The following is a 25,263-nucleotide window of genomic DNA, read 5'->3' as shown; positions in this document are numbered from 1 at the left end:
TAACAAGGGGGGAAGGCTAGTGTGGAACTTGATGGTGGTCGAGGATGAAACGATTGTACGTCTGGGGTTGCGCTACATGATGGACTGGAATGAACTGGACATCAACTGGAAGGCGGAGGCATCGGGCGGCGAGGAAGCGCTGGAACTGTTGGAGAAGGAAGAAATTCATATTGTAATGACGGATATTCGTATGCCGGGTATGGATGGACTGACGTTAGCTCGCCAAATCAAGGAACGGTATAGCTGGATACAGATTATTTTCTTTAGTAGCTTCGAGGATTTTCCTTATGTGAAGGAGGCCGTACGAATCGGCGTCGTTGACTACCTGCACAAGCCAACGATGGAACCCGAGGAGATTGCTGCGGCACTCCGCAAGGCCCGCGCCAACCTGGAGGAGCAGCAGGCGGCGACTCCGGCAGGCTACACCGACAAGGAACGCGAGAGCTTCCTGCTGGAATGGCTGGAGGGGGAGCGCCTGCCGGAGGGAATGGAGGAACGCGTTCGTCGCTTTGGACTCAGGACATTACTTGGAGCAGGGGTTCAACTCGCCATTCTGCATATCGAGGGCGAGGTGAAGCCGGAATTGGCTCGCTTCATGTCTTTCCGCTATTACCTGGAGGAATATGCCGTGCGACAGTGGGGCGGACTGCTGGTAAGCCGCGGACAATGCGAGCTTATCTGGCTTCTGCCCCGCAGCGGCAAGGGCCATGACGAGGAGGAGATTCATGAGTATTTAAAGCAGTTGGAGCAGGGGCTGTCCAACATGCTGAGTCTCCGGATGGCTTACACTTACACCGGTATTCGGGACGGACTGGAGGAATTGCCAGAGGCATACCGGACCGCAGCCGCGCAGCCGCTGTCCAGTGAAGGTGGCTACAGCGGAATTGTTAGGCTGGCCACCGGCTACATCGACCAATTTCTACTCAAGGAGGTGACGCTGGCTCGAATTGCGGAAGAGGTTCATGTCAGTGTTAGCCACTTGAGCAGGGTGTTTCTGAAGGAGACCGGACAGCACTTTAACGAATATGTTACCGCCAAGAAGATGCTGTTGGCCCGCAAGATGCTGCGGGAAAGCAATCTGAAGGTATACGAGGTGGCCGAACAGCTTGGGTATGCGAACCCGCATTATTTCAGTAAATTGTTCAAAGATGACATAGGCATGACACCTCTTGAATTTCGCAATCAATAGGCTGCTGAGCCGTAAATAGCAAGAAAATAGGGGAAGACAGCAAATTTCATCTATTTATAGCTCGCCGCATACAGAATGCCCTCATCAAATCGGCAAGAATTCGCAGTAAAGCAGCAAACCAGTATGGTAGTTTACCTGACACAACAACAGTAATATAGGGGTAAGAAATTCAATTCATGTCAGGGAGGCTAACATATGAGAAGAAAAGGCGGGTTATGGTGGTTAACGACGGTGTGTCTCAGCTTGGTTCTGGTACTGGCGGGCTGTGGCAGCAATAACGGCAGCAGTTCAAGCAACTCGGAGCCTGGGGCTTCCAGCGGAGCGAATGCAGCAAGCGGCACAGAAGATAAAGAGCCGGTTACGCTCAAACTGACAACCTGGAATCCGATTAGCCAGACGGTCATCGACAAGTTCCAGGAGGAGTATCCTTGGATTACCATCGAGCATGACAAAGTATACGATCAATTCCGCGAGATCATCCGTACCCGGATAGTCTCCAAGGCGGATATGGATATGACCTGGTTGTTCCCTAACCAAGTCGTTGACTTCTCCAGGGAAGGGGCTCTGATGGACATCAGTGGTAGCCCGTGGCTGAGCAACTACTTGGAGGCGGCAGTTGATCTCGGCACCGTGGATGGCAAGACATACGGCGTTCCTTACAATAGCCAGCCCATCCTGATGTTCTACAACAAGACCTTGTTCGATCAGCTTGGGTTGTCCGTTCCAAAGACCTGGGAAGAGATGATGGAGGTCAGCGAAGCTATTAAGGCTAGCGGCACGGCTCCTATGGTCATCGGCAGTAAGGATGGTTGGGCTACCCAATTCCTCGCGACGGCACAATTCGGTCTGTATAAGCATGACAATTCGGAGGTATTTGCCCAACTGGCGGACGGGGAGAAGAAATGGACCGATCCGGAATTTGCAACCTTCTTCGACGGGATGAAGGAATTAGTAGATAAGGGTTATCTGCTGGAGAACTCGGTGGGTTTGAGCTATGACCAGGTGGCCCAGGTATTTAAAGAGGGCAAAGCCGCCATGTGGCCAATGGGTGAATGGGGCTATAGCGAGAACTTTGATGCCAGCTTTGATAGCTTTGAGATTGGTGCGTTCCCCATTCCGGTCAACCGCGGTGATCAGCCACTCGTGACCAACCTTGTCTCTGATAATTTACTGGTTGGCGTAAGCTGGAGCAAGCATCAGGAAGAGATCAAGCTGTTCATGGAATTCGTTGCCCGGCAAGACATGGCTCAAATCTGGTCTGAGGAGACGAAGCAAGCCGTTACCGTTAAGGGGGGGACCTCCGGTACTTACAGCCCGCTTGCTCCTGCGCTCCAACCGCTCATTGATGCTACGGAAGCGCAGATTTTTCCGAGCATGACCGCTTCGGTTGAGCCCGTGATGTTCCCGATTTTCCAACAGATTCTACTGAAGCAGGATGTGGATATGGCGAAGCTGCTCGAGCAAATGCAGGCGGCACAGGACAAAGACATCTAGGAAGCCAGGGCGTGTCTGACAATTGGTAGAGCTGGCTAATCCCCGGCATGCTCAGACACGCCTGGCCCACTGCATATGGAGGTTTGGCAATGAAATTCATGAACTTACGCAACTACATCTTATTTGTCGCTCCTGCGCTGCTGATTTACCTGGTTTTTTTCGCCGGTCCAATCTTCAGTGGCCTCTACTACGGTTTTACCGACTGGAATGGCTTCTCCTTCAAAGCCGAATGGGTGGGACTGGAAAATTTTCAGGAGGCTTTTCGTGACCCACTGCTTCTGACCGCGTTAAAAAACATGGTCATACTCTCGGTTGTAGTCATTGTGCTACAGCATAGTTTCTCCATCTTGCTCGCCGTATTGCTGGACCAGAAGGTGAAGGGCATTGTCTGGATGCGAGCGGTTATCTTTTTCCCGGTTATCCTGAACACGGTAGTTATCGGCTACGTATGGAGCTACATGTACGCGCCGATGGTTGGCTTCTTGCCCCGGTTGTTCGCGGCGCTGGGACTGGACGGTCTGGCACAGCTTGACCCGCTCGGTGATCCGAAGCTGGCCATCTATGCCATAGCATTTGTCATGGTCTGGCAGTACACCGGCTATTCCATGATGATCTACCTGGCGGGTTTGCAGTCCGTATCGGGAGAGATTTACGAAGCTGCAAGTATTGACGGCGCGGGTCCATTTAATAAATTTTTCAAAGTCACGCTACCGCTCCTGATTCCTTCCATAATTGTGAACACGGTGTTATCTGTCATCGGTTGTATGAAGATGTTTGAGCATGTCTTCATCATGACTCAGGGCGGGCCAGCCAACTCGACCCAGACTTTCGGGATTATGATCTACCAATATGCCTTCAAGACTTCACAGATGGGCTACGGTACAGCGATGGCGATGATCTTATCCGTCATGATTTTGCTGGCGACCTTCATTCAGATCAGGCTGCTTAGCCGCTTGGAGGTGACAAATTGACGACTACTCTGCAAAAAGCATCCATATATACGATTCTAGCGATCGCCCTCATTCTTGTGCTGGTGCCGATGGGCGTCATGATTACGGTCTCGCTGCAAACTTCGTCTTCGGTCAACCCGCTGGCATTGCCGCGTGATCCACAATGGGGCAACTACGTAGAGGCGCTTCGTACCGGGAATCTGCTTCCGTATTTCAGCAACAGCATTCTAGTGCTCGTAATTACCACTACGGTAGCAATTGCTATCGCTGTGTTAGCCGCTTACGGTCTGCATCACGGCAGAAGGTATAAGTCCGATGCACTGTCGACCTTCTTCCTGATGGGGATGATTCTCCCCGCCTTCTCAGGTACGATTCCGGCATTTCTGGTATTGCGCGAGATTCATCTGCTTAATACACATATCGGGCTATCTCTGATTCAGATTGCTTCGGGTTTGGCGCTACCTATTTTTTTATACGTCAATTTCTTCAAAACCGTGCCCAGAGAGATTGAAGAAGCCGCCGTGGTGGATGGTTGCGGGCCGTGGCGGACGTTCTTACGAATTATATTCCCGCTAACGCTGCCGATTACCGCGACAACTGTCATCGTTGTGGCTATTAACTCCTGGAACGACTTCTTTAACCCGCTGATCTATTTGTCCTCACCTGAAATGCGCACGCTGCCGGTCGGGCTGATGGCATTCAAGAGCCAATACAACACCAACTGGCCGCAAATGTTCGCCGGTGCTACGCTGGTGGCCTTGCCAATTATCATTCTGTACATGTTCGTGCAAAGGTTCATTATCAAGGGAATGGTTGGCGGTGCGGTGAAGGGCTGAGCGACAGGAACATCCAAGATTCACCTAGCCTGCTGAAAAGGAGTTGTGTCTGTATGAACAGCAATAGAAGTATCATTCCGTGGCAAGGGCTGGTCGTTTCCTGCCAAGCCTTGGAGGATGAGCCGTTGCACGGCAGCGCTCATATGGTTGCGATGGCTCGGGCCGCGCAGTCGGTGGGAGCCACCGGAATCAGGGCCAACTCGGAGGCGGATATCCGCGCGATCAAGGCGGAGGTCAAGCTGCCGCTGATTGGGCTGCGGAAGCGGACGGTTCCTGGCTTCAGCGTATTTATTACGCCGACGCTGGAGGATGCGCTCAGCGTTCATGCCGCCGGTGCGGATATCGTCGCCATTGACGGCACGGGACGCCCTCGTCCTGACGGGCGGACACTGGAAGAGACGGTAGCTGCACTAAAGTCAGCGGGTGTGCCCGTGATGGCAGATATCGCGACGTTTGACGAAGGCGTTAGGGCAGCTCAGCTTGGGGTTGATTATGTATCGACCACGCTGAGCGGCTACACTGAGGACACGGCAGACATCGTACTGCCCAATATGGAGCTGCTGGCCCGGCTGACCGCCGAGCTTCAAGTGCCGGTTGTAGCCGAAGGAGGCATTCATCAGCCGGAACAGGCGGCGGAAGCGCTCCGGCGGGGAGCCGCCTTCGTGGTGGTTGGCTCGGCCATTACACGGCCGCAGTGGATCGCCGCCCGCTATGCGGAAGCCATGCGCCTGGCCGCCGCAGGCATGAGAGAGGGGCGCGCTGAATGAAGGAGAGCTATATCGGCCTTGATCTCGGCGGTACCGGCATTAAGGCGGCACTGGTCGATGAGGATGGAACAATCACCGCCAGAGCCAAGAGAATGACGCCAACCGCCGAGGGGCGGGAAGGGATTTTCCGCGCGGTCCAGCAGGTCATTGCTGAACTGCTTGAGCAGAATTCACAGGTTCGCGGTATCGGCATCGGTACGGCGGGCTGGGTGGAGCCGGACACTGGCAAGGTGCTCTTCGCGAACAACAACCTGCCCGGCTGGACCGGCATGCCGCTCCGTGAGGCGGTGGCGCAGGCCTTTTCGTTGCCTGTAGCCGTGGAGAACGACGCCAACGCGGCTGCCCTGGGGGAAGGTTGGCTCGGCGCCGCCTTGCCTTACCGCCATTATGCCATGCTGACTCTGGGTACCGGCGTCGGTGGCGCCGTGGTGCTGGGCGGGCGCATCATTACTGGCGGCAAAGGCGCTGCCGGGGAGTTCGGCCACATGGTGCTGCACCCGGGAGGTATCCCGTGTAGCTGCGGACAGCGTGGCTGCATGGAGCACTACGTGTCCGGACGGGCGCTCGGGCGGCTGGCGGCGGAGGTTCATCCGGCATGGGACGGTCGTCATCTACTGGAGGCGTTCGCCGCAGGAGACACTGCCGCTGCACCGGCGGTAGAGCGTTACTTTACCGACCTTAGCCTGGCTGCACACAATATCCAGTCATTCCTTGACCCGGAGGCGATTATCCTGGGTGGAGGTGTAGCCGACTCCCATCCGTTGTGGCTGGAAGCATGGAAGCTGCGACTGGCTGAGCTGACACCGCTGAAGCTGACCCTGATTCCAGCATCCCTTGGGAATGAAGCGGGCATACTGGGCGCCGCCAGAGCAATTATGCAGAAGGAGAGGGGTTGACGTGCTGCTTGAAGTGATCGCAACGACGGCAGAGGATGCGTGGCTTGCCGAGCAAGGGGGCGCGGACCGAATCGAGCTCATTACGGCATTTCCCGAAGGCGGGTTAACCCCGTCGCTTGGATTGGTCGAAGAGGTTCGTGCACGAGTGAGCCTTCCGGTGCGGGTGATGATTCGTCCCCATGCACGCTCCTTCGTATATAGCCGCATCGATGCGGAGACGATGCTGCGCGATGTGCGGCATATCGCGGCCATCCCGGGTCTTGGCCTCGTGACAGGGATGCTCCGCCCAGACGGCGCAGTGGACGAAGAACTGCTCACTGCGTTACTCGCGGCTGCTGAAGGTCTCCCGGTGACATTCCACCGGGCATTCGATGAAGCGGTTGATCTGGCCGCTGCTTATGAGGTACTTGCGAAGTATCCGCAGATTACCGATCTGTTAACATCCGGCGGTGCGGCTATAGCTCCCGAGGGAGCGGAGTTACTCGCTGGGCTGATTCGCCGCTCCGCCAGTGGGGGTCCTGCTGTTCTGTGCGGCAGCGGTCTGAATGCCGACAATTTGCCGGACTTCCTCGCTTGCACAGGAGCCGAGCGAATTCATCTCGGGTCCGCCGTGAGGGAAGGCGGCGACCCGCGCAGGCCGGTAGATCCGGCCAAGGTTGAGGAAGTACGCAGTCTGCTACATTCATGGAAGAGGTGAGGAGCATGTCACAACAGAAGCAGCGCGAGCTGCGTCAGCAGAAGAAGCAAGAGATTAAGGCATCCATCGAGAATGGTCCTTACGTAGCGGACTGGACGTCTCTTGACGGGTATACCGTTCCGCGTTGGTATGAGGACGCGAAGTTTGGCATTTTCATCCACTGGGGGGTCTATTCTGTACCCGCCTTCGGGACAGAATGGTACGCACGCAATATGTACAGGGAAGGTACCGAGGTGTACGAGCATCATGTACAAACTTATGGTACGCCGGATCAATTTGGCTATAAAGATTTCATTCCGATGTTCACCGCGGAGAAATTTGATGCGGAAGAGTGGGCGTCCCTCTTCAAACGAGCTGGCGCTGCGTTCGTCGTACCCGTCGCTGAGCATCATGACGGTTTCGCAATGTATGACAGCCCGTTCTCCGAATGGACAGCGATCCGGATGGGCCCCAAGCGTGATGTCATTGGTGAATTGGCCGCCGCGGTGCGTCGCCATTATATGACCTTCGGGGTCTCGTCCCACCGAGCCGAGAACTGGTGGTATTACAACGGAGGTCGCGAGCTGCCGTCCGATGTGCAGGACCCGCAATACGCCGAGTTATACGGTCCGGCGCAGGCCTGCTACGGCGACCCGGCATATCCCTTGCCGATTCTTCCACCGAATGAGGAATTTCTGGACGACTGGTTCTTGCGTACCTGCGATCTGATCGACCGTTATGGCCCGCAGTTGGTTTACTTCGACTGGTGGATTGAGCAACCGGTATTCAAGCCGTATCTGCAAAAGCTGGCCGCCTACTATTACAATAAAGCCGCGGAATGGGGCCAGGGCGCAGTGATTAATTACAAATTCGATGCCTTTGCTGAAGGTACAGCGGTCTATGATATGGAACGTGGACAATTGGCCGATATTCATCCAAGTGTCTGGCAGACCTGTACCTCTGTGGGAGAGACGGCCTGGTGCCACATTGCTGACCACAAATATAAGTCGGTGCAGACCATCCTTGGTGATCTGGTTGATATCGTCAGTAAGAACGGGGTTATGCTGTTGAATGTGGGGCCACGCGCCGATGGGACGATCCCTGAGGAAGAACAGCGGATGCTGCTGGAGATCGGCGACTGGCTCGCGGTGAATGGCGAAGCCATCTATGGCACAAGACCGTGGAAGGTGTACGGCGAGGGACCCACGCAGATCGTGAGCGGGACCTTCAATGATACCAAGCGTAGTGCATTTACCGCGCGCGACATTCGGTTTACATCACGAGGCGACGGCATCCTATATGCCACAGTGATGGGGTGGCCGGAGGACGGCGTCGCTGTGATCGAGACGCTGGGCATCCGCGGCAAGCTGCTGCCAGGTGAGATTGGCAAGCTGGAGCTGCTAGGCTGGAAGGGTGAACTTGCGTGGAGTCGGGAGGAACTGGCGCTGAAGGTCAATCTGCCAGAAGCCATGGCCTCCCGTGGTATGCTGGTACTGCGCATAGAGCACGGTGCTGTGGACGCAGCCAGATAAATCTACTCCAGCCACTTAACGTTGAGACGTACGGGCATTGGCCGTCTGATGATTTAACATCGGCTTGGCGTCCTTGCCCTTGCTCTTGACTTGCTTCAGAGCGGCGACGATCAAGAAGCTGATAATGACAAGCAGCAGCCAGGAACTGATCTTGCCGATATGCACGAGATGCCAGCCCCCCGTTTGATTCGGATATTTCCATGCGCTGAAGAAGGTGGCGATATTCTCAGCAACCCAGATAAAGAAGCCGATCAGACCGAAGGACAGGACGAGCGGCATATGGTAGCGCTGAACGCCTACTTCGTAATACACCCGGGTCCGCCAGAACACGACCACCACGAGGGCAAACAGCCACCAGCGGATATCAATCCAGTAATGATGGGTAAAAAAGTTCAGATAAACCATCGCGGCCAGCGGTACGCTAAGCCAAAGCGGCGGGAAGTGTTCAAGCTTGATACTCAGCCGCCGCCAGGCTTGGCATAGATAGCTGGCTACGCTGGCATACATAAATCCGCTATAGAGCGGGACTCCGTTCACCTTCGCCCAGCCCTCCTCCGGATAAGACCAGGAGCCCATATGAACCTTGAACATTTCCAGCGCTAAGCCAATCAAGTGAAAGACGCTAATGACCTTAAGCTCATCGCTGGTCTCAAGTCCCGATCGTACCATCCAGACCTGCATCGCCAGACAGATGATGAGCAGCCAATCGTAGCGGGGGAGCCAGGGCAAGGGAAGGAATTGGGTCAGGGCAAGTGAGGCAAAAATCACGACGGGAAACACGCAGGATAACGCTTGTTGCCACCCGAAGCGGACCAACTGTTGCATAGCATGCCATACGCGGTTTTTCATGAGCTTTCCCCCCTTATCCCTCTGTTTTGCTATCGCTTCTGTATTCAAGAATATCTCCGGGCTGGCAATTCAAGGCCTCACAGATTGCCTCCAGTGTGGAGAAACGAATAGCCTTGGCCTTGCCGTTCTTCAATACGGATAGGTTGGCCATCGTAATCCCCACCCGCTCCGAAAGCTCCGTGACACTCATCTTCCGTTTGGCCAGCATGACATCGACATTTACTATAATCGCCAAAGCATTCACCTCAGATCGTCAGATCATTTTCTGTTTTTATCTGGATCGCGCTGGTCAAGAGCCGCTCTAGCACCGCCGCGAACACGGCAATGACAGCGGAGGCAAAGCAGATGACCAGACCCAAGGCAGCCAGCCCGGGAGCATCATTCTTGTCGGCAATGATGAGCAGGGTCGGCAGGATGGCAGCATAAATGATGCTAATAGCCACCCCGCAATTTCTAATCTGTCTCAGGGCGTTCACCGAGCCTTCGGAGAAGGCCGTGTTCCGATCAATCAAGCCCAGCAGCTTGAGCGTCTGGTACAACGCAAAGAAAAATGGCAGCGCAGCCCCGTACATGCCGACCATGATGGGCACCGTGACGTACAGCGGGTAATATCCCAGCAAATCGCCACCAATGCGGGGCAACGCGTATATAGCTAAAGCAAGCACCGCAAACCCCATCAGGAAGACGACGACTCGCAGAAAAAGCGTTGAACCTTGCTTCGATTTCATCACACAAGCACCTCACGACAATTAGTATGGGATTAATTTAGCATGGTTTTTATCGTTTTACAATAAATATTTATTATTTTTAATGATAAAAATATTGTTAAGCACCTTTTCTGCATCAAATTACTGGTCTTGGAGAGGGTTATTGATTGGAACGTTGGATGTAGGGAGCAACCTACCTAACAGCTTGCGCATTATACCTTGCACATTCACCTTGCACGATGCACATCGCACATGACACAGTCCAGATTTAACGGGAAATCCTCCATCTAAAACTTGATTTATCGTCTGAAATCGACGTTTATATGGAATTCCTCCCTATAATGTTGCACCGATTGCCGAAAATGGCCCTAAAGCGCGGAATTATAGGGAGCTTTTCCAGTTAAGTAGCACAAATCAGCCAATCTGTGAAAATTAACTGGATGATTTCCTGCTAATTTGCCATAAGAGGGGGATATGATCAGGGGGCTGCGTATTCAAACTTGCCTCTAGGCCCATTTTCGGCCACCATGGTGCTTGTCACTTGTCACTTGTCACTTGTCACTTGTCACTTGTCACTTGTCACTGGACAAAGCTTCGGACGCTAGCAAGTAGGAACACGGTCAGCTTGGGGAGCGTGCCAATGCTGATGCCTCTCTTTTCTGCGGAAAAGTTCCGGTTATGTTATGATAAGGGCTAATGATAAAGCAAAGGGAGAGTATGAATTTCATGTCAGATTTGCCAAACTGCCCAAAATGCAACTCCGAATACACCTATGAGGACGGCAACCTTCTCATTTGCCCGGAGTGTGCCCATGAGTGGAGCCTGGAGCAACAAGAAGCCTCTGAGGACAGCAAGGTTTATAAGGATGCCAATGGCAACGTATTGAACGACGGAGACAGCGTAACCGTGATTAAGGACCTCAAAGTCAAAGGTAGCTCGTCCGTGCTCAAGATCGGAACCAAGGTGAAGAACATCCGCTTGGTCGATGGCGATCATAATATTGATTGCAAAATCGACGGGTTCGGTGCGATGAAATTGAAGTCGGAATACGTTAAGAAGGCGTAAGCTGTTACGGTTAATTAAGAAGTCGGCCCAAGCATCCCAGCGGATACTTGAGCCGGCTTTATTTCATATAAGCGCCAGTTCAACCTCTAAAAAATAAATATTATAGAAATACATATTTCAATCCTTGCACGCTATTGATACACTAATACCAGAGAAGTTATCGGAAAAGGTGTGGGCCTGTTCGGAGTCCCGGGCTATCGATAGCACGGAAGAGAGAACGCTTACATCGTTTCGGCAAATTTTAAGGTAAGGATGGTAGACATGAGCCACGAACAAACTACTACGGATGTTATCTTGATTGGCGCCGGAATTATGAGTGCAACATTAGGGGCTCTGCTTAAGGAACTGGCCCCGGATTGGCGTATTGCGGTATTCGAGAAGCTAGACAAGGCTGGAGAAGAGGCCTCCAACGAATGGAACAATGCGGGGACAGGTCATGCTGCGCTTTGCGAGCTCAACTATACCCATGAGCGGCCGGATGGATCGGTTGATATTACTCAGGCCGTCAAGGTGAACGAGCAGTTTCAGGTATCCAAGCAATTCTGGGCGCATCTGGTGCGAAGCAAGCGGATATCCAATCCGCAGGATTTTATTATGCCGCTTCCGCATCTGAGCTACGTGCAGGGAGAGCGCAACGTTCAGTTCTTGAAGAGTCGGTATGAGGCCATGTCCAGCCATCCGCTGTTCCAGGGGATGGAATATTCGGAGAACCCGGATCAGTTGAAGGAATGGATACCGCTTATGATGAACAATCGCAACGTTCAAGAGCCTGTCGCTGTAACCAAAGTGGACTACGGCACGGACGTGAACTTCGGCGCTTTAACGCGCATTATACTGGAATCCTTGCAGAAGCAGCAGGTGGATATTCGTTACGGTCATAGTGTAACCAAGCTGAGCCGGACGAGTGACGGGCGCTGGGAGCTCAAGGTGAAGGATTTGAATAGCGGTGAGACGAAGCGGCATACGGCCCAATTTGTCTTTATTGGCGCTGGCGGAGGTAGTTTGCACTTATTGCAAAAATCCGGCATCCCGGAAGGCAAGCATATCGGGGGCTTTCCGGTTAGCGGCTTGTTCCTGGTGTGCAATAATCCGGAGGTCATAGGGCAGCATCATGCCAAGGTGTACGGTAAGGCTTCGGTGGGAGCCCCGCCTATGTCAGTGCCCCATCTGGATACCCGGTTTATTGATAACCGCAAATCACTGCTATTTGGACCGTTTGCCGGGTTTTCACCTAAATTTCTCAAGACGGGTTCGATGATGGATTTGATTACTTCGATCAAAACGCATAATCTCTTAACTATGATGGCCGCGGGCGTCAAGGAGATGTCGCTTACGAAATATCTGGTGCAGCAATTGATGTTATCCAAGGATCAACGCATTGAGGAATTGCGCCAATTCGTCCCGGATGCCCGAAGCGAGGACTGGGATTTGGTCGTTGCCGGACAACGGGTACAGGTTATCAAGGACACGCCTGAAGGCAAAGGCAAGCTGAGATTCGGCACAGAGGTAATTAGCAGTGCTGACGGCTCGGTAGCCGCATTGCTTGGTGCCTCACCAGGAGCCTCGACGGCGGTGCATGTCATGCTGGAGGTCATTCAGCGATGCTTCCCTCAACACTTGAAGGAGTGGGAGCCAAAAATCAAGCAAATGATTCCTTCCTATGGCGTGCTGCTGTCAGAACAACCTGAGCTTCTGCGCGAGATTGAGCCTGTCGTTGCCCAGGTGCTTGGCTTGACCGTGATGCCCTCTCTGGCCGGAGAGACTGTGGAGCCTATAATTTAGCTCCGGGAGGAGAACAACATGAAGACGATAACCGCTGAGATTCTTGCGGACAAATTCAAGCTCGAAGTGCTGGCGGGAGCCAGCCGGATGGACCGGGTAATTACCCGTCCAAGAACGCATCGCCCTGGCCTGGAGTTCGTGGGCTACTTTGACTTCTTCCCTATGGAACGGGTACAGGTCCTGGGCCGCAAAGAGATTACTTACTTGTTGACCTTAAGCGTGGAGGAACGCAAGCTTCATATCGGAAACATCGTGAAATACCACCCCCCGTGCTTTATCGTGACCTCGGGTCAGCAGGAGATCCCCTATCTGACTCTGTTCTGCGATCAGGAGGGAATACCGCTGCTGCGTACGAAGGAAACGACGACGGAATTTATCGCCAAGCTGGATAGCTATCTGGTCAAGGCGCTGGCCCCCGAGCTGTCGATTCACGGGGTATGTGTGAATGTGTCGGGTATCGGCATCCTTCTGCGCGGGAAGTCTGGCATCGGCAAGAGTGAGACGGCTCATACGCTAATCCGCAGAGGACATCGCTTTGTGGCGGATGATGTTGTGGTACTGAAGAAGCTGGGGCCTACGACATTGTTAGGGACTCATAATGAGACGACTCGGGAGTTTCTGGCCTTACGCAGTGTGGGGCTGATTAACGTTGTCCGTCAATACGGACGCAGGGCTTTTCAGGACGAGACGCGTATTGTCCTGGACATTGAACTGGTGCCGTGGCGGGAGAATGCCTTGAACAATGAACTGGAAGTGGTGCCTCAGTTCACGGAATACCTGGGTGTCCAAATTCCGCATATTGAGGTCCAGCTTCAGCCAGGCCGGGATGTGGCCGGATTGATCGAAGCTGCTGCGAATAACTGGTATTTGAAGCAACTCGGATACAGTGCGGTAGAAGAGTTCATGAAACGAATTGAAGACGAGATGCAATCATGAGCGCTGGCTTCAGGTTCCGGCTATAAAGGGAAGTGAATCGAGATTGAAGTATGGGCAAGTCGTGCATGGTTGGTTCTACGCGAGACTTAATCGCTTTATTGCCGAAGTGTTTGTAGGTGGGGTTAAAGAGCGAGTGCATATCAAAAATACCGGCCGGTTAAGGGAACTGCTGCTACCGGATGCCGAGGTACTGTTGGAAGTGAGCGGTAACCCCTCCCGGCAGACCCGTTATTCGCTGATTGCGGTGAACAAGGAAGGGCGCTGGGTGAATATTGATTCCCAGGCGCCCAATGCTGCGGCCTTCGAGGCTGTACAAGCGGGAAAGGTGCCGGAGCTAGGCCATATCATCAGTGTGAAGCGAGAGGTTACCTATGGGGATTCCCGCTTTGATCTGTATTATGAGCACGATAGGGGTCAAGGCTTTGTTGAAGTTAAGGGTGTGACACTTGAGCAGGAGGGAGTGGCGATGTTCCCCGATGCCCCGACAGCCCGGGGGACCAAGCATGTGCTGGAAATGGCGCGGGCGGTCCGAGAGGGCTATGCTGGAGCCATCCTGTTTCTGGTGCAAATGAAAGGCTGCCACACCTTCACGCCACATCGCCAGATGGATGAAGCGTTAGCCGATGCTTTGCTGGAGGCCTCCCGCGAGGGAGTATGTATTTTAGCTTATGACGCCAGAGTAACGGAGGATGGGTTGTGGCTGGATCAGCCGCTCCCCGTTATCCTGTAAGTGAAGCAGCCTTGCTCAAGGGTACCGTATCTATCAAAAACTAATAGCAAAAAAGGACGCTCTCAGAGGCGTCCTTTTTTTGCTGCTATCCAGCCATTCTTGGCTATATCGCGTTATCATTCCACGGCGAAGTCGTTGTCGCCGCTTACCTTACTCTTTGCTACCCGTATTGGCAATCCCTTGCACATAATAACGCTGCAACGGAATCAGCAGAACGACCGGGATAATGACCGATAGAATGGCGGCAGCGAACATTTCGTTCCAGTAGGTTCCATATTCGGTGATGAAGTCGCTCAAGGCAACTTGAATAACCTTATATTCCTTGGACCGGGTGGCGATGAGCGGCCACATGAAGGACTCCCATTGCTGGATGAAGATAAGCAAGCTGGCGCTTACGGTGACGGGCTTGCATAGCGGCATGACCACGCGGGCATATACCCGCCCCCAGGAAGCCCCATCCATCCGGGCAGATTCAATCAGGGAGTAGGGAAGCTCCAGGAAGAACTGACGGAACAAGAAGACCACCAGCCCGTTCGCCAAGCCAGGAACGATAATCCCCGCGTAGGTATCGATCCATCCCAACTGATTCACCAAGCTGTAGAGGGGAATGGAGATCACTTCGAATGGAATCATGAAGGTTAACAGCACGAGCAGGAACAACGCCGACTTGCCACGAAATTCGAAGTAGACGAAGGCAAAGGCAGCCATCGAGCCCAGGAGAAGTCCGCCTACAACCGCAGAGAAGCCTACGAAGAAAGTATTCAGGAGCGTTCTCCCGAACCCGCGTTCCGTGAACAGGGATTGGTAGGCCTCCCAGGTTAGCTCGCTGGGCCAGAAGGTCTTCCAGGTGACTGGCGACATATATTTATAGATTTCATCCAGGGGCCTGAACGAAGATACTAGCGCAAAGGCCAACGGGAGCAGCACGATCAGAGCCAGGGCCAAATGGATGATATAGACCGGCAGAGACGAGCGTAGAGATCGAATCACAGGCATGTCCTTTCTGACAGTTGTCTTGAGATGTAGTTTAATGGGAGGCCTTCAACCACTTGAACTGTACAGCAACTGCCGTCAGCGTGAGCATCAGCAAAATAACGACGATGGCTGAAGACCGCCCCAAGTCGGAGTATAGAAAGGCACTGTTGAAGCTCTCCAGCATCAGTACGTTGGTACTGTTCTCCGGCCCGCCCTTGGTAAGAATGTACATGGGCGAGAATAGGAGGAAGTTGGCGGTGGTGATGGATACCACAATGAACGTCAAGGGACGCTTCATCATGGGATAAATAATGTGAATCAGTTGCCGCCAGCGCCCCGCTCCGTCTAGAGAAGAAGCCTCCATTAATGAGGCTGGAACCTCTTGAAGACCCGCCAGCAGGAATAATGCCCAGTAGCCTACGCCCTTCCACGAAGCAATAGCGATGATTGAGCCTAGAGCCTGGGTGCTACTGCCCAGGAAAGGCTGCTCCGGCAGGCCGAACGCGGCCAGGATGGAATTGACGACGCCTTGCTCCGGACTGAGCATAATATTCCACAGCATGCAGGCGGTGGGCACCGATATGGCCACGGGCACAAAGTGGATACTCCGGAACCAGGCAATTCTCTTGATTCTGGCATTTAATAGTAAGGCTAGCAAGAAGGCGAGCACGACCTGCAACGGGTTAATGATAATATTGAACAACAGCGTCACCTTCAGGGAGTTCCAGAAGACAGGGTCCTGAAATAAGGTGATGTAATTCTGAAATCCGACAAAGCTTTGACCGCCAGTCAGGAACGATGTTGTGTATAGACTTTGCAAAATGCCATTGCCAATAGGATACAGCTTGAATAGAAAGAGGCCCGTCAAAGCGGGCAACAGAAATAGTAAAAGAGGGCCAAGCATTTTTTTGCTACGCATCGGGTTCACCCTTGACCTATTTATTTTGCAGCTACATCTTTGTATTTCTTCAACTGATTATCAATAATGGATACCGCTTGATCCAAGGCTTTCTGAGGCTCAGCCCCATTCTTGATATCATCGAATGCCTTGTTCATATTGGACTCCCATTCCAGATATCCTGGTGTCATCGGACGGGATACGGCTGTCTCCAGCGATTCCTTGGCCGCAATGCGAAGAATGGAATCCGGGAAAGCCTCATATTTCGGATCGGTAGCGATGGCGTCAAGTAACTCAACCTGTGGAGGTAGCGTTCCCCCTACTTCAAAGATGATTTGCGCACCTTCACCCAGCGTCAGGAATTCAACCAGCTTGGCGGCAGCTTCCTTCTTCTCGGAGAACTGGGATACCCCAAGGTTCCATGCGCCCGTAGGAGTAGCGATTTGTTTGCCTGCAAAATAAGGATGGAGCGTCACGCCGAAGTCCATCCCGGAATCCCGGATTTTCGGCATATTCTGATTGGTGGCAAGGTACATAGCGACTTTACCTGAGGTGAAGTAGTCCAGCGATTCTTCTTTCTTAATCTTAGGGCTCACCTGATCTTGATTGAACAGATCGCCATAGAATTGGAAGGCCTGTGCAGCCTCCGGAGAATTGGAATATCCTGTTGCTGTTAGTCCATCCTCGCTGATCATCTTCACGCCCAGACTATCGGACAAGGCCAGCATTTGATAGGCTTTGCTAATCTGCTCGAACGAGAAGCCGTAGACATTGTCACCAGTGAGCTTCTTGGCAAGCTCTACAACTTCTTCCCAAGTCATGCGTGTGTTCTCATCCGGAAGAGGAATGCCGTTCTTCGCGAACAATTCTTTGTTGTAATAGAGCACCTGGCTGGAGCTATTCATCGGAGCTGCTACTAGCTGGCTATTGTAGGTCACACTCTCTACGGCAGCAGGCGTCCATTTCTGCTTCGCATCTCCGTCGATCAACTCGTCCAGCGGAGCTAAGTATCCCTTGACCGAATAGTTCATGACCAGTGGGGAATCGACAAACAAGGCGTCCACGTCTTTGGATTTGGCACTCAGCTTGATTTCAATCGTCTCCATCAATTGGTCGAAGGGAGCCAGGTCCAGCTTGACCTTAATCTCGGGATTCTGTTCTTCGAACGCATTGATGGCTTCGGTTAACGGCTTCTCATAGTTGGAATATGCGGCAAATGTGATTTCTTGCTTGCCAGTCGCAGAAGCCGATTCCGGTTGCCCATTCGCAGAAGGAGTCGGGTTGCCCGAAGCGCAGCCAGCCAGTACCGTCGAAGTAATCAGCAGCGGGGCAAGCCAGGTTCCTAATTTACGCATAGTTTGGTTCTTTATCATCAAATCTCGCACCTCATTTATAATTAGTGAAATCGAGCCTTAAGAGAACAGTCGCTGATGCAGCAGCTTGAAGAAACGATCCTTATCCAGCTCCAGAGCCACCTCAATGGGGCTGGAAGGGTGAAGGCGGGCCAACGTTTGGCCGGAGGATGCCCGGTGGTCATATACGACCTCGATGTCCATGGCCGATGTACGAATCAGCGAGGGATCAATCAGCGCGGCAATGGTCAGTGGGTCACACATATAGGAGAAATCCCGCTCCATATAGTCCATAAAAGCATGCATCATTTCTACCAGACATACGGCGAGCGGGGTGGCGCATTGAGCCATCTGCCGGGCCTCATCTCGGGTAAATCGCGCTTGCCTGGTGACGTCCAGTCCTACCATCAGGATGGGGGCGCCACTACTGAATACGACCGAAGCCGCTTCCGGATCGCATTGAATGTTGTGCTCTACCGCATCCAGTTCAGCGCCATTGGCCGCCAGGCGGGTCACGCCACCCATCATGACGATGCGCTTCACCTGCTTGGCGACCCGAGGTTCGAGAATCAAGGCGGTGGCTACATTAGTCAGGGGTCCAATCGTGACCAGTGTGATTTCGCCCGGATGGTCTAATATCTGCTGAATTATAAACTCTACGGCATGGCGTTCAGGTTCCAGGGCTTCATTTAGTGCTGGCCCATGGCCTTCAATGCCTGCCCGCAGCAGCGGGCGGTTGCGGAGCAGGGGGGACGCTACCCCCGGAAATACCGGGATATGATCTGTTCCGCATAGCTTCAGTACGGAGCGGGCGATTTGTGCCCGGGCATGAACCTGTCCGTAGACAGTGGTCAGGCCTTCTATACGGATTTCCGGTGATCGCAAAGCCAGTGCGACAGCTACCGCGTCATCGGCATTGGTACCGATATCGGTATCGATGATAATTCTTGACAATAGGTCCACTACTTTCTCTCTAGTTGCCTGGGAGTCCCCTTGCTTAGCTGGGCTCCCCGATGATTGGTGTCAGGTTTTGAATCAAGATTTGCTTGCGGTCATAACGAATCCATCCTTGCTGCTTCCACCGGCTAAGCAGTTCGGAGACGGTCTGACGCGTGCAGCCGATGATGTTCGATATTTCCTCATGGCTCAGGTCAAGCTCTACCCGCAGTTCCCCGGAGGAAGCCAAGGTTCCAAGCTGTTGAAGCAGCCAGGCCAGTCTCCACGCCACAGGCTTGGAGATGAGTAACTCCACGGTGCTCTGATGATGAATCAGCCTGTGAGTCAGTGTGTACAGAATCGTTTGCGTAACAGCCGGGTTGGTCAGAATTTGTTCACGGATGATGGAGGATTCCAGCACCCAGATTTGGCTATCATGCAAGCATTGGGCATAGCAAGGATGGTTCTGCTGCAAGATGATCTCGGCTAGTCCGAACGCATCTCCTGTCTTGCGAATGAAGAAGGTGACGTCTCGTCCTTCCTCCGTAAATTGGCAGACCTTCAGAAGTCCGGATTCAATATAATAGGAGCCGGTGGATACGGACCCTTTCGTAAATACAAAGGAGCCTTTGGGAAAATGCCGCAAGGTCCCGTGTTTGCGGTGCAACTCATTGACTGAATTGTCGGGATAAGACGTATTCGCTGACGCGGGATTCATCCGGGCGTCGCGCGCAGAATGTTGAAGCTCAAGCAAGCTTGTCCCCTCCTCCGCTTCTGTACACAAAGCGTGGATTGGACACTTCACTTGCCGAGTACGATTTCAGTATAAATAAGGGGTTATGTGGATTCTGTCGGCTACCCGACAGAGAGAGAAGAAGTTGCTCAGGTAAAGACATGAAGGGTTCCTCCCATCTGATTGTATTGCACTCTTCAGTATGGAGGAGGAGTACACGCGAAATGTTATGGCAGGGTAAAACTTTGTAAAACCCAATATTTTCAAAAGCAAAGAGCCAGGCCCCCGCAAGGGCCTGGCTCTTCACAGATCGTTACTGCTATTTACAACTTACCAATTGTTACCTGAGTTGCGAATGACGTTAAAGTTCGGACTTCCGCTTTCACCATAAATGGCGGTTACTCCCGGATTATGAATTTGTACATTGGTGAAGCTGGCTTCCCCGACTACAGGCCCTTGCCCGGCTTCCGCACTGACAACCAGCTTGATCCCGTAACGTGTCGGGTTGTTAATCGTGATGTTCTCCAGGCGGACATTCTCCATTGGAAGATTCTCCGGCGACTTGGTTTGGAACATAATGCCGAAGTAAACCGGATCATTGATGTCCACATTTTTGACGACCACGTTCTTGAAGTCGCGGTCCCCACTATGAAGCCAGATGGCACCGAAGTTTTGGTATTCGTTGATTTTATCATCGGCTCCGACGCTGGTCCAGAAGTCTCCGCCGGTACGGTCCAGTGTGACCCCGTCGATGACGGTATCCTCATCGCCAAATCCGAGGGTATTGTATCCAAAGCTCAGACTGCTGACGGTCAGGCCCGGATAGGTGAGTGTATCTGCACCGTACAGGTTCTGGAACAGATTGTTCTGACCTCCATAGACGGCAAAGGCAGCCGCACGTCTCACGTTAGTTGCTGTAAGGTTCGTGTACTTATTGCCTACATTATAAGAGCCTCCCGAATCGATGGCACTGAACAGGGCAAAGGAATCATCCCCGGTGCCCCGGGCGTAGTTGTTGTCGATGATGTTGTAGGATGAACCGTTGGTCATATTAATACCGTCGGCAAATACGTTCTTAATCCGGTTATCCTTGAACGTATTATAGGAGGAATTTACTCCCCAGTAGAGGCAGATGAAATGCTCTGCCCAGATATTCTCGATGGTCACGTTCTGCATACCGTTTCCGTCGATGAATTTGCCTGGACCATCCACACGATAGACGTAGTTGCCCCAAGCGGACAGGTCTTTAATGGTTGAGCCATTGGCTTGGGAGCTGATATTAAATCCGACATCGGTATTGGTTTTGTCCTGCGGAGCCACCAGCTTGGTATGCCATGGACCCGCTCCGATAATCTCCGTGGCCCGCCCGTATAAATAAATCTTGGACGAAATCGTCCATTCTCCGGCTGGAATAAAGATCCCTTTCTTGGCAGGATCTTGGCGGAACTCATTTAAGGCTTGCTCAATAGATTTAGTGCTGGATACTTCTACATACTTGCTTGGATCAGGATTGGATGCGGCAGGTGCTACCTGCTCGGTCTCGATCATGTCCACATAGATCCATGGTACATCCCCGGCATCCTTCTGAATTTTGATCTTCGTTCCGGCAGGATAGACCTGATCTAGCATAAGCTGAGCATCTTCATAGAGCCAGTAAGCTTTGGAACCGGAATTATCGTAGCCGAGTTGCCCCAGGGTTGAAGGTGTTGCGTAGACGTAAGAGAACTTGGAGGTGACGGTGAAGTCGCCTTTGTTCACCCCATCAGCATAAATGCTGATTGTGCCCGTCGTATCCTCATCAACGGCGTTGCGAAGCACGAAGGCATTGGCCGGAGAGGTTAAGGTGAATTCTACATATTCTCCTGTAGCGTCCAGACGAACGGCAGATCGGCCTGAGGCTTCGCCCGCAAAGTCGCCAGGGGTAAAGTTTGGTGCCAGTTTGGTGCCGTTGGTGCTATTGCCCGGAGCCTCGGCTTCCAGAATGGTGAATGGCATATTGGCCCCACGGCCGGAATATAAGCTCACCGTACTAGTGTTATTTGCTTGCTTGGAAGCGACTTCGTTTGCATCGACGTCTACTGTAGTGGTGACGGTGTAGCTGCCATTAATCGCAGTCCAGGTGCCCATCGTTACGCTGGACGATGCACCCGCAGCCAAGGAGCCGTTGTAGGCCTTGGTGAAGGATTGAATGGTGGAGCCGCTGGCGTCCTTCAACACCAGGGTGATGCCATGAGCACCGCCGGCGGAGGCCAGAATGCCCTGATTGCTGAGGTTGACACTGAAAGTCACCGTATCCCCGGCACTTGGGTTGCTTGGTGTCCATGAAGCCGTGCCGATGAGATCGGAGCTTTGCACCTGACTCACCGTCAGTGGAGTAGTATGGGTATAGCTGTTATTGGTATTGTCCTTCTCAATAACCGTATTGCTTTCGTCTACTTTGGCGGTCACAGTGTAAGAGCCCGCTTCTACGGCCGCTACGGTGGCGGTTACTTGTACGGATTGACCGGCGTCAATCGCGTTCACAGGAGCTGTTCCCGCAAGCTGGGTGCCCAGATAGAAGTTGACGTCTGTAGCACCTGAAGCTATATCGCCAATATTGGCGACCGTGGCTTGAAGGTCAAGTGCTTGGCTCTCGTCCGGCGAGGCTGGGGACCAGGTGATGTCCGTGACTGTCAAATCCGGGTTGGGAGCAGGGATGCCGATAACTTCAAATTCAGCAACCTGTCCGCCCGGTGCGCCGGAATTGTCAGTGAAGCGAAGCTGAACGCTGCTGACAGTTGCGCTGACCGGAATAGTAACCGTGTTATTTAAGGCTGGATTGAACGTATAGGAGGACGCGGGAACCAGACTTGTAAAGTTGGCTGCTTCCTGAGTACGTCCCAGCACTTGAATGGTTTGGGTGCGAGTCGACCAATCACTGGATGGATTTAGCTTAATCCGAGCCGCCGAGATGCTGGCATTGGCCTCCAGGTCGACGGTCAATGTGCTTGGCTGCCCATTGCCTTCCCAGTATGTGCTTGTATCATTGTCGTTGGCATTGGTAGCTACAAAGGTAAAGGCAGAGGATGAGGCTGTGATCGGCTTGCCCAGCGCCAGATTCACTTCGTCCTCTCCACCGCTTGAAGCTGTGCGCGTGACTGAGTTGCTAGGTGCAGACACGTTGCCGGCCGCGTCCTTGGCAGTGACATAGTATGTCACCGTTACGTCTGCTGGCTGTTGATCGGTGTAGGCCAGCGTAGATCCGTCCACGCTGCCGCGAAGCTGATGATTCGCATACACGTCATAGCCCGTTACGCCTACATTATCTGTGGCCGCAGCCCAGGCCAGTTGGATGGTATCCGCAGCAGACTGGGTATAGGCCAAGCTGGCTGGTGCGGTTGGCGGCTCTTGATCCGGAGTTCCCGGAGACGTAGTACCGTAGATTTCTAACTCGGACAGTTGAGCCGCTGGCCAGCCGGTATTAGCGGTGACCTCGATGCGGACATAACGTGCCTCGGTAGCCGCAAAGTCGATGGCTACGGTATTATCCGTACTTGGATCAAAGGTATAGCTGCTGGAGGCTTTAAGTTGGGTAAATGTACTCCCATCGGCACTGCCTTGTACGGACAGGGTTTGAGTACGGCTTTCCCATCCTGCTGGCAGCTTCAGCACAACTTGCTCCACCGAGGTGGATTGAGCTAAATCAACTTGAACCCATTGGGGAAATGCTTGATTGGTGCTCTCCCAATACGTTCCGGCATTTCCATCTACAACGTTCGCTGATACATAAACATCGGCATGTCCCGAGGCCGAGGTGGCCTTGCCTGCGGCTAGGTTCGGGCCTGCTGCACGCGCGGGGTCCGCAAAGCCAAAAGCGGTCAGAAATGTTCCCGCCACTAAGGTAATCATGCAAATCCAGGCAAATACTCGTTGATAACGTTTCACGAATTTAATTCTCCCTTCATTACTGTTTATGAGTGTGTAAGCGGTGTCAAAAATAAGCATCTCCTTTCCACACCTGAAATTGGATGCATTGTAATCATAAGTCAGTTAATGATGCGAAGTAAGGGGTAATTCTATCGAAATGGTGTGCAGGACTATGATATATTCATTCCTATAGTATTGCTTTGAAGGAAGGGGCTGGAGGTCCGTGAAGGATATTCTGATGAAATATATGGGCGAACTGACTTCCCTCAGCCAAGAGGAGCAGCAGGCTGTGCTTGCCGATATTCAAGTCGGGGAGTTTGCGAAGGGAACATTTCTGTTGAAGCAAGGAGAATCTCCCACGGAATGCTATTTTGTCCTGAAAGGCTGTGTCAGGCAGTATACGTTGGATGAGATGGGGAAAGAGGTCACTACCGGCTTCTATACGGAGGAGCAAGCCATCGTCAGCTTTAACCGTCACAAGCCGGATCGTGCCTCTGAGTTCTCGCTGGTGTGCCTCGAGGATTGCACTTTGGTTGTGGGGGATTTGAGCGTCGAGCAGGATATGTATGCCAGGCATGGGCAACTTGAGGGTATGACGCGGAGCATGGTAGAACAAAATTTCGGGGAGACTCAAGACCGGTTTGCGGCCTTTATCGCTTCTACACCTGAGGAGCGTTACACCAGGCTCTTGCAGGAACGCCCCGGCCTGTCGGGCCGGGTGCCGCAGCATCAATTGGCAAGTTATCTTGGCATTACCCCGGAGTCGTTAAGCAGAATCAAGAAGCGGCTGCAAACGGAGCGTAAGCCATCGGACTTAATATAAGATGAGGTGAGCATCCATGTTCAACGATCTGTTAATTCAGCGTTCTAACTATCTTGGTTATCAGCTAACTATGCAAGAGAACGACAATCATGGTTGGGTTGGTGGGAGTGCCCCGCGGTGGTTCGAAGATAAGGAGCATCTGCTCACAGATGAATCTCAACTTAAATATGGGTTCTTTCTTAGTGTAAAGCTTCCAGTATCCAATCACATGGTTTCTATTTTTATCCCCGAGTTGGCCGAAGCTTACCAAATATCAAAGACAGTTCGAGGACTTTATTCAATTTGGCGGCCAGCCCGCCTGGGTTCAACAAGAGGAAAAATACTACGCCAATCAATTGCTAGATGAAGGGTATGAGTACATCATGCAAGTAAATGAAGACCAGTACCTGCCGGATATGGTACACGGCAATTATCCTTTCTACTTTGGAGCCCTGTATCTATATGGAAAGACCCGGAACGAGAACGAGGAGTTAACGGATTTGATTGCCGCGTTTTGGCAGAACAGTTGAGATCAGCCATAAGGCTAAGCCCAATTCGCCAATCGTCATCGGCACGGTCAGGATATATTCAAGCACCGTAACTATCCCGCTACCGGTTGGGAGAAGCAAGGAGCAGATATGGACGATGATGTAACCGATGGCGGCTATTAGCAGCAGGAAGCCCAGCAGGTTGGGCATTGAATCTCCGAGCAGCACCAGATAACCAACCACCAGCAGATGTATCCCGAAGACAATGAGCCCTGCGGACCACATCATATCAAACCCTTGCAGCAAGAGCGTGGTCCAGGCCTCTAGTTGGGCATTATCAATGGCTGTGGTCAGAGATGTATTATTCGTAAGGAGCAAGACCAGTAATAAATTCAGAATAGAGCTTCCGAGCAGCGTGGCATAGATCAGTCGCAACCAGGCAGCCAGCAACGACAGAGGACGATGAATCGGCTGGAAGAAGAAATAAAGTGCCCAGGCTGCCACCACATCCAAGACCACTATGAAGATCCAGCCGAGAATTTCCCCCTTAAATAAGAGGCTGGATGTCTGAAGATTGTGCCAGGTGGCTAATGCATCCTCTTCCACGACAAGGCTTCCGTGGGCAATCCCATAGGAGAATGCGGCGACCAGGGCCATGAGCAATAAGGCAATTCCTCCAATCAGTGCAGATTTGCGGCGGTAAGACGGGGTGTTCTCCAAAGTCATCATGTTCATTCCTCCATTTCAGCTTACTTGTAGTTTAA

The 25,263-nt window shown here is 52.7% G+C and carries 24 protein-coding genes; 14 read left to right on the top strand and 10 right to left on the bottom strand.

The window, feature by feature from the left end; all coding sequences use genetic code 11:
* Positions 1 to 19 precede the first annotated feature (19 nt).
* The 8 genes from BN3279_RS09225 to BN3279_RS09190 all read left to right on the top strand — a co-directional run bounded on the left by BN3279_RS09225 (position 20) and on the right by BN3279_RS09190 (position 8,340).
* A complete protein-coding gene (locus BN3279_RS09225; RefSeq protein ID WP_059050318.1) occupies positions 20 to 1,189 on the top strand; it encodes a response regulator transcription factor in 1,170 nt (389 codons plus the stop codon).
* Between the two features lie 195 nt (positions 1,190 to 1,384).
* Positions 1,385 to 2,683: an ABC transporter substrate-binding protein gene (locus BN3279_RS09220; RefSeq protein WP_059050317.1), complete on the top strand. Its 1,299-nt coding sequence runs from the start codon at positions 1,385 to 1,387 to the stop codon at positions 2,681 to 2,683.
* An 89-nt stretch (positions 2,684 to 2,772) separates the two neighbouring features.
* Entirely contained in the window at positions 2,773 to 3,654 is an 882-nt protein-coding gene (locus BN3279_RS09215; RefSeq protein WP_059050316.1) for a carbohydrate ABC transporter permease, read from the top strand.
* The gene (locus BN3279_RS09210; RefSeq protein ID WP_059050315.1) at positions 3,651 to 4,469 is read left to right on the top strand and encodes a carbohydrate ABC transporter permease; all 819 of its coding nucleotides are present in this window, start codon (positions 3,651 to 3,653) and stop codon (positions 4,467 to 4,469) included. Before BN3279_RS09215 ends, BN3279_RS09210 begins: the two co-directional genes overlap by 4 nt.
* A 53-nt stretch (positions 4,470 to 4,522) precedes the next feature.
* Positions 4,523 to 5,236: an N-acetylmannosamine-6-phosphate 2-epimerase gene (locus BN3279_RS09205; RefSeq protein WP_059050314.1), complete on the top strand. Its 714-nt coding sequence runs from the start codon at positions 4,523 to 4,525 to the stop codon at positions 5,234 to 5,236.
* Positions 5,233 to 6,132 (top strand): ROK family protein, encoded by a 900-nt coding sequence (locus BN3279_RS09200; protein ID WP_059050313.1) that lies wholly within the window; start codon positions 5,233 to 5,235, stop codon positions 6,130 to 6,132. The genes BN3279_RS09205 and BN3279_RS09200 overlap by 4 nt, the downstream gene beginning before the upstream one ends.
* Position 6,133: 1 nt before the next feature.
* Positions 6,134 to 6,829 carry a copper homeostasis protein CutC gene (locus BN3279_RS09195; protein WP_082672995.1) on the top strand — a complete coding sequence of 232 codons (696 nt, stop codon included), beginning with the start codon at positions 6,134 to 6,136 and terminating at the stop codon, positions 6,827 to 6,829.
* A 5-nt stretch (positions 6,830 to 6,834) separates the two neighbouring features.
* Entirely contained in the window at positions 6,835 to 8,340 is a 1,506-nt protein-coding gene (locus BN3279_RS09190) for an alpha-L-fucosidase (protein ID WP_232436796.1), read from the top strand.
* Positions 8,341 to 8,355: 15 nt separating this feature from the next.
* Here the strand turns inward: BN3279_RS09190 and BN3279_RS09185 are convergent, their stop codons facing one another.
* The 3 genes from BN3279_RS09185 to BN3279_RS09175 are packed head-to-tail and all read right to left on the bottom strand — an operon-like array spanning position 8,356 to position 9,917.
* Complete coding sequence (locus BN3279_RS09185; RefSeq protein ID WP_059050310.1) at positions 8,356 to 9,189, bottom strand: DUF817 domain-containing protein; 834 nt, start codon at positions 9,187 to 9,189, stop codon at positions 8,356 to 8,358.
* Positions 9,190 to 9,202: 13 nt separating this feature from the next.
* A complete protein-coding gene (locus tag BN3279_RS09180) occupies positions 9,203 to 9,424 on the bottom strand; it encodes a helix-turn-helix domain-containing protein (RefSeq protein ID WP_059050309.1) in 222 nt (73 codons plus the stop codon).
* 10 nt (positions 9,425 to 9,434) lie between these two features.
* On the bottom strand, positions 9,435 to 9,917 hold the full coding sequence (locus BN3279_RS09175) for a DUF2975 domain-containing protein (protein WP_059050308.1): 483 nt from the start codon (positions 9,915 to 9,917) through the stop codon (positions 9,435 to 9,437).
* A 705-nt stretch (positions 9,918 to 10,622) separates the two neighbouring features.
* Here BN3279_RS09175 and BN3279_RS09170 point away from each other — a divergent pair.
* From BN3279_RS09170 to sfsA, 4 genes are all read left to right on the top strand, one after another.
* Positions 10,623 to 10,961 carry a zinc ribbon domain-containing protein YjdM gene (locus BN3279_RS09170; protein ID WP_059050307.1) on the top strand — a complete coding sequence of 113 codons (339 nt, stop codon included), beginning with the start codon at positions 10,623 to 10,625 and terminating at the stop codon, positions 10,959 to 10,961.
* Between the two features lie 225 nt (positions 10,962 to 11,186).
* Complete coding sequence (locus BN3279_RS09165; protein WP_262362532.1) at positions 11,187 to 12,743, top strand: malate:quinone oxidoreductase; 1,557 nt, start codon at positions 11,187 to 11,189, stop codon at positions 12,741 to 12,743.
* Positions 12,744 to 12,761: 18 nt separating this feature from the next.
* Positions 12,762 to 13,679, top strand: a complete 918-nt coding sequence (gene hprK / locus BN3279_RS09160) for an HPr(Ser) kinase/phosphatase (RefSeq protein ID WP_059050305.1) — start codon at positions 12,762 to 12,764, stop codon at positions 13,677 to 13,679.
* Positions 13,657 to 14,409 (top strand): DNA/RNA nuclease SfsA, encoded by a 753-nt coding sequence (sfsA, locus tag BN3279_RS09155; protein WP_232436795.1) that lies wholly within the window; start codon positions 13,657 to 13,659, stop codon positions 14,407 to 14,409. The genes hprK and sfsA overlap by 23 nt, the downstream gene beginning before the upstream one ends.
* A gap of 150 nt (positions 14,410 to 14,559) precedes the next feature.
* Here sfsA and BN3279_RS09150 read toward each other — a convergent pair whose 3' ends face one another.
* From BN3279_RS09150 to BN3279_RS09125, 6 genes are all read right to left on the bottom strand, one after another.
* The gene (locus BN3279_RS09150) at positions 14,560 to 15,405 is read right to left on the bottom strand and encodes a carbohydrate ABC transporter permease (RefSeq protein WP_232436794.1); all 846 of its coding nucleotides are present in this window, start codon (positions 15,403 to 15,405) and stop codon (positions 14,560 to 14,562) included.
* Positions 15,406 to 15,436: 31 nt separating this feature from the next.
* The gene (locus BN3279_RS09145) at positions 15,437 to 16,303 is read right to left on the bottom strand and encodes a carbohydrate ABC transporter permease (RefSeq protein WP_059050302.1); all 867 of its coding nucleotides are present in this window, start codon (positions 16,301 to 16,303) and stop codon (positions 15,437 to 15,439) included.
* Between the two features lie 20 nt (positions 16,304 to 16,323).
* Entirely contained in the window at positions 16,324 to 17,637 is a 1,314-nt protein-coding gene (locus tag BN3279_RS09140; protein ID WP_089153458.1) for a sugar ABC transporter substrate-binding protein, read from the bottom strand.
* A gap of 57 nt (positions 17,638 to 17,694) precedes the next feature.
* Positions 17,695 to 18,597 carry a nucleoside hydrolase gene (locus BN3279_RS09135; protein ID WP_232436793.1) on the bottom strand — a complete coding sequence of 301 codons (903 nt, stop codon included), beginning with the start codon at positions 18,595 to 18,597 and terminating at the stop codon, positions 17,695 to 17,697.
* A 34-nt stretch (positions 18,598 to 18,631) separates the two neighbouring features.
* Complete coding sequence (locus tag BN3279_RS09130; protein WP_059050300.1) at positions 18,632 to 19,324, bottom strand: Crp/Fnr family transcriptional regulator; 693 nt, start codon at positions 19,322 to 19,324, stop codon at positions 18,632 to 18,634.
* A 309-nt stretch (positions 19,325 to 19,633) separates the two neighbouring features.
* On the bottom strand, positions 19,634 to 23,227 hold the full coding sequence (locus tag BN3279_RS09125) for a discoidin domain-containing protein (RefSeq protein ID WP_059050299.1): 3,594 nt from the start codon (positions 23,225 to 23,227) through the stop codon (positions 19,634 to 19,636).
* Positions 23,228 to 23,432: 205 nt separating this feature from the next.
* Here BN3279_RS09125 and BN3279_RS09120 point away from each other — a divergent pair, with 205 nt between their 5' ends.
* Both BN3279_RS09120 and BN3279_RS09115 read left to right on the top strand, forming a co-directional pair.
* On the top strand, positions 23,433 to 24,032 hold the full coding sequence (locus tag BN3279_RS09120; RefSeq protein WP_059050298.1) for a Crp/Fnr family transcriptional regulator: 600 nt from the start codon (positions 23,433 to 23,435) through the stop codon (positions 24,030 to 24,032).
* Positions 24,033 to 24,048: 16 nt separating this feature from the next.
* A complete protein-coding gene (locus BN3279_RS09115) occupies positions 24,049 to 24,378 on the top strand; it encodes a hypothetical protein (RefSeq protein WP_059050297.1) in 330 nt (109 codons plus the stop codon).
* A gap of 124 nt (positions 24,379 to 24,502) precedes the next feature.
* Here the strand turns inward: BN3279_RS09115 and BN3279_RS09110 are convergent, their stop codons facing one another.
* Positions 24,503 to 25,228: a DUF4386 domain-containing protein gene (locus tag BN3279_RS09110; protein WP_232436792.1), complete on the bottom strand. Its 726-nt coding sequence runs from the start codon at positions 25,226 to 25,228 to the stop codon at positions 24,503 to 24,505.
* Positions 25,229 to 25,263 lie beyond the last annotated feature (35 nt).

This window comes from Paenibacillus senegalimassiliensis, from assembly GCF_001486585.1.
GTDB classification, from domain to species: Bacteria; Bacillota; Bacilli; order Paenibacillales; family Paenibacillaceae; genus Fontibacillus; species Fontibacillus senegalimassiliensis.
The sequence above is the reverse complement of the archived record's forward strand: the minus strand, read 5'-3'. Positions and strand labels throughout refer to the sequence as shown.

Bases quoted from the DNA above. Each gene is read 5' to 3' on its own strand.
- BN3279_RS09220 (WP_059050317.1), top strand. From the start codon at position 1,385: ATGAGAAGAAAAGGCGGGTTATGGTGGTTAACGACGGTGTGTCTCAGC.
- BN3279_RS09215 (WP_059050316.1), top strand. From the start codon at position 2,773: ATGAAATTCATGAACTTACGCAACTACATCTTATTTGTCGCTCCTGCG.
- BN3279_RS09205 (WP_059050314.1), top strand. From the start codon at position 4,523: ATGAACAGCAATAGAAGTATCATTCCGTGGCAAGGGCTGGTCGTTTCC.
- BN3279_RS09200 (WP_059050313.1), top strand. From the start codon at position 5,233: ATGAAGGAGAGCTATATCGGCCTTGATCTCGGCGGTACCGGCATTAAG.
- BN3279_RS09190 (WP_232436796.1), top strand. From the start codon at position 6,835: ATGTCACAACAGAAGCAGCGCGAGCTGCGTCAGCAGAAGAAGCAAGAG.
- BN3279_RS09185 (WP_059050310.1), bottom strand. From the start codon at position 9,189: ATGAAAAACCGCGTATGGCATGCTATGCAACAGTTGGTCCGCTTCGGG.
- BN3279_RS09175 (WP_059050308.1), bottom strand. From the start codon at position 9,917: ATGAAATCGAAGCAAGGTTCAACGCTTTTTCTGCGAGTCGTCGTCTTC.
- BN3279_RS09170 (WP_059050307.1), top strand. From the start codon at position 10,623: ATGTCAGATTTGCCAAACTGCCCAAAATGCAACTCCGAATACACCTAT.
- hprK (WP_059050305.1), top strand. From the start codon at position 12,762: ATGAAGACGATAACCGCTGAGATTCTTGCGGACAAATTCAAGCTCGAA.
- BN3279_RS09150 (WP_232436794.1), bottom strand. From the start codon at position 15,405: ATGCCTGTGATTCGATCTCTACGCTCGTCTCTGCCGGTCTATATCATC.
- BN3279_RS09145 (WP_059050302.1), bottom strand. From the start codon at position 16,303: ATGCGTAGCAAAAAAATGCTTGGCCCTCTTTTACTATTTCTGTTGCCC.
- BN3279_RS09140 (WP_089153458.1), bottom strand. From the start codon at position 17,637: ATGCGTAAATTAGGAACCTGGCTTGCCCCGCTGCTGATTACTTCGACG.
- BN3279_RS09115 (WP_059050297.1), top strand. From the start codon at position 24,049: ATGTTCAACGATCTGTTAATTCAGCGTTCTAACTATCTTGGTTATCAG.
- BN3279_RS09110 (WP_232436792.1), bottom strand. From the start codon at position 25,228: ATGATGACTTTGGAGAACACCCCGTCTTACCGCCGCAAATCTGCACTG.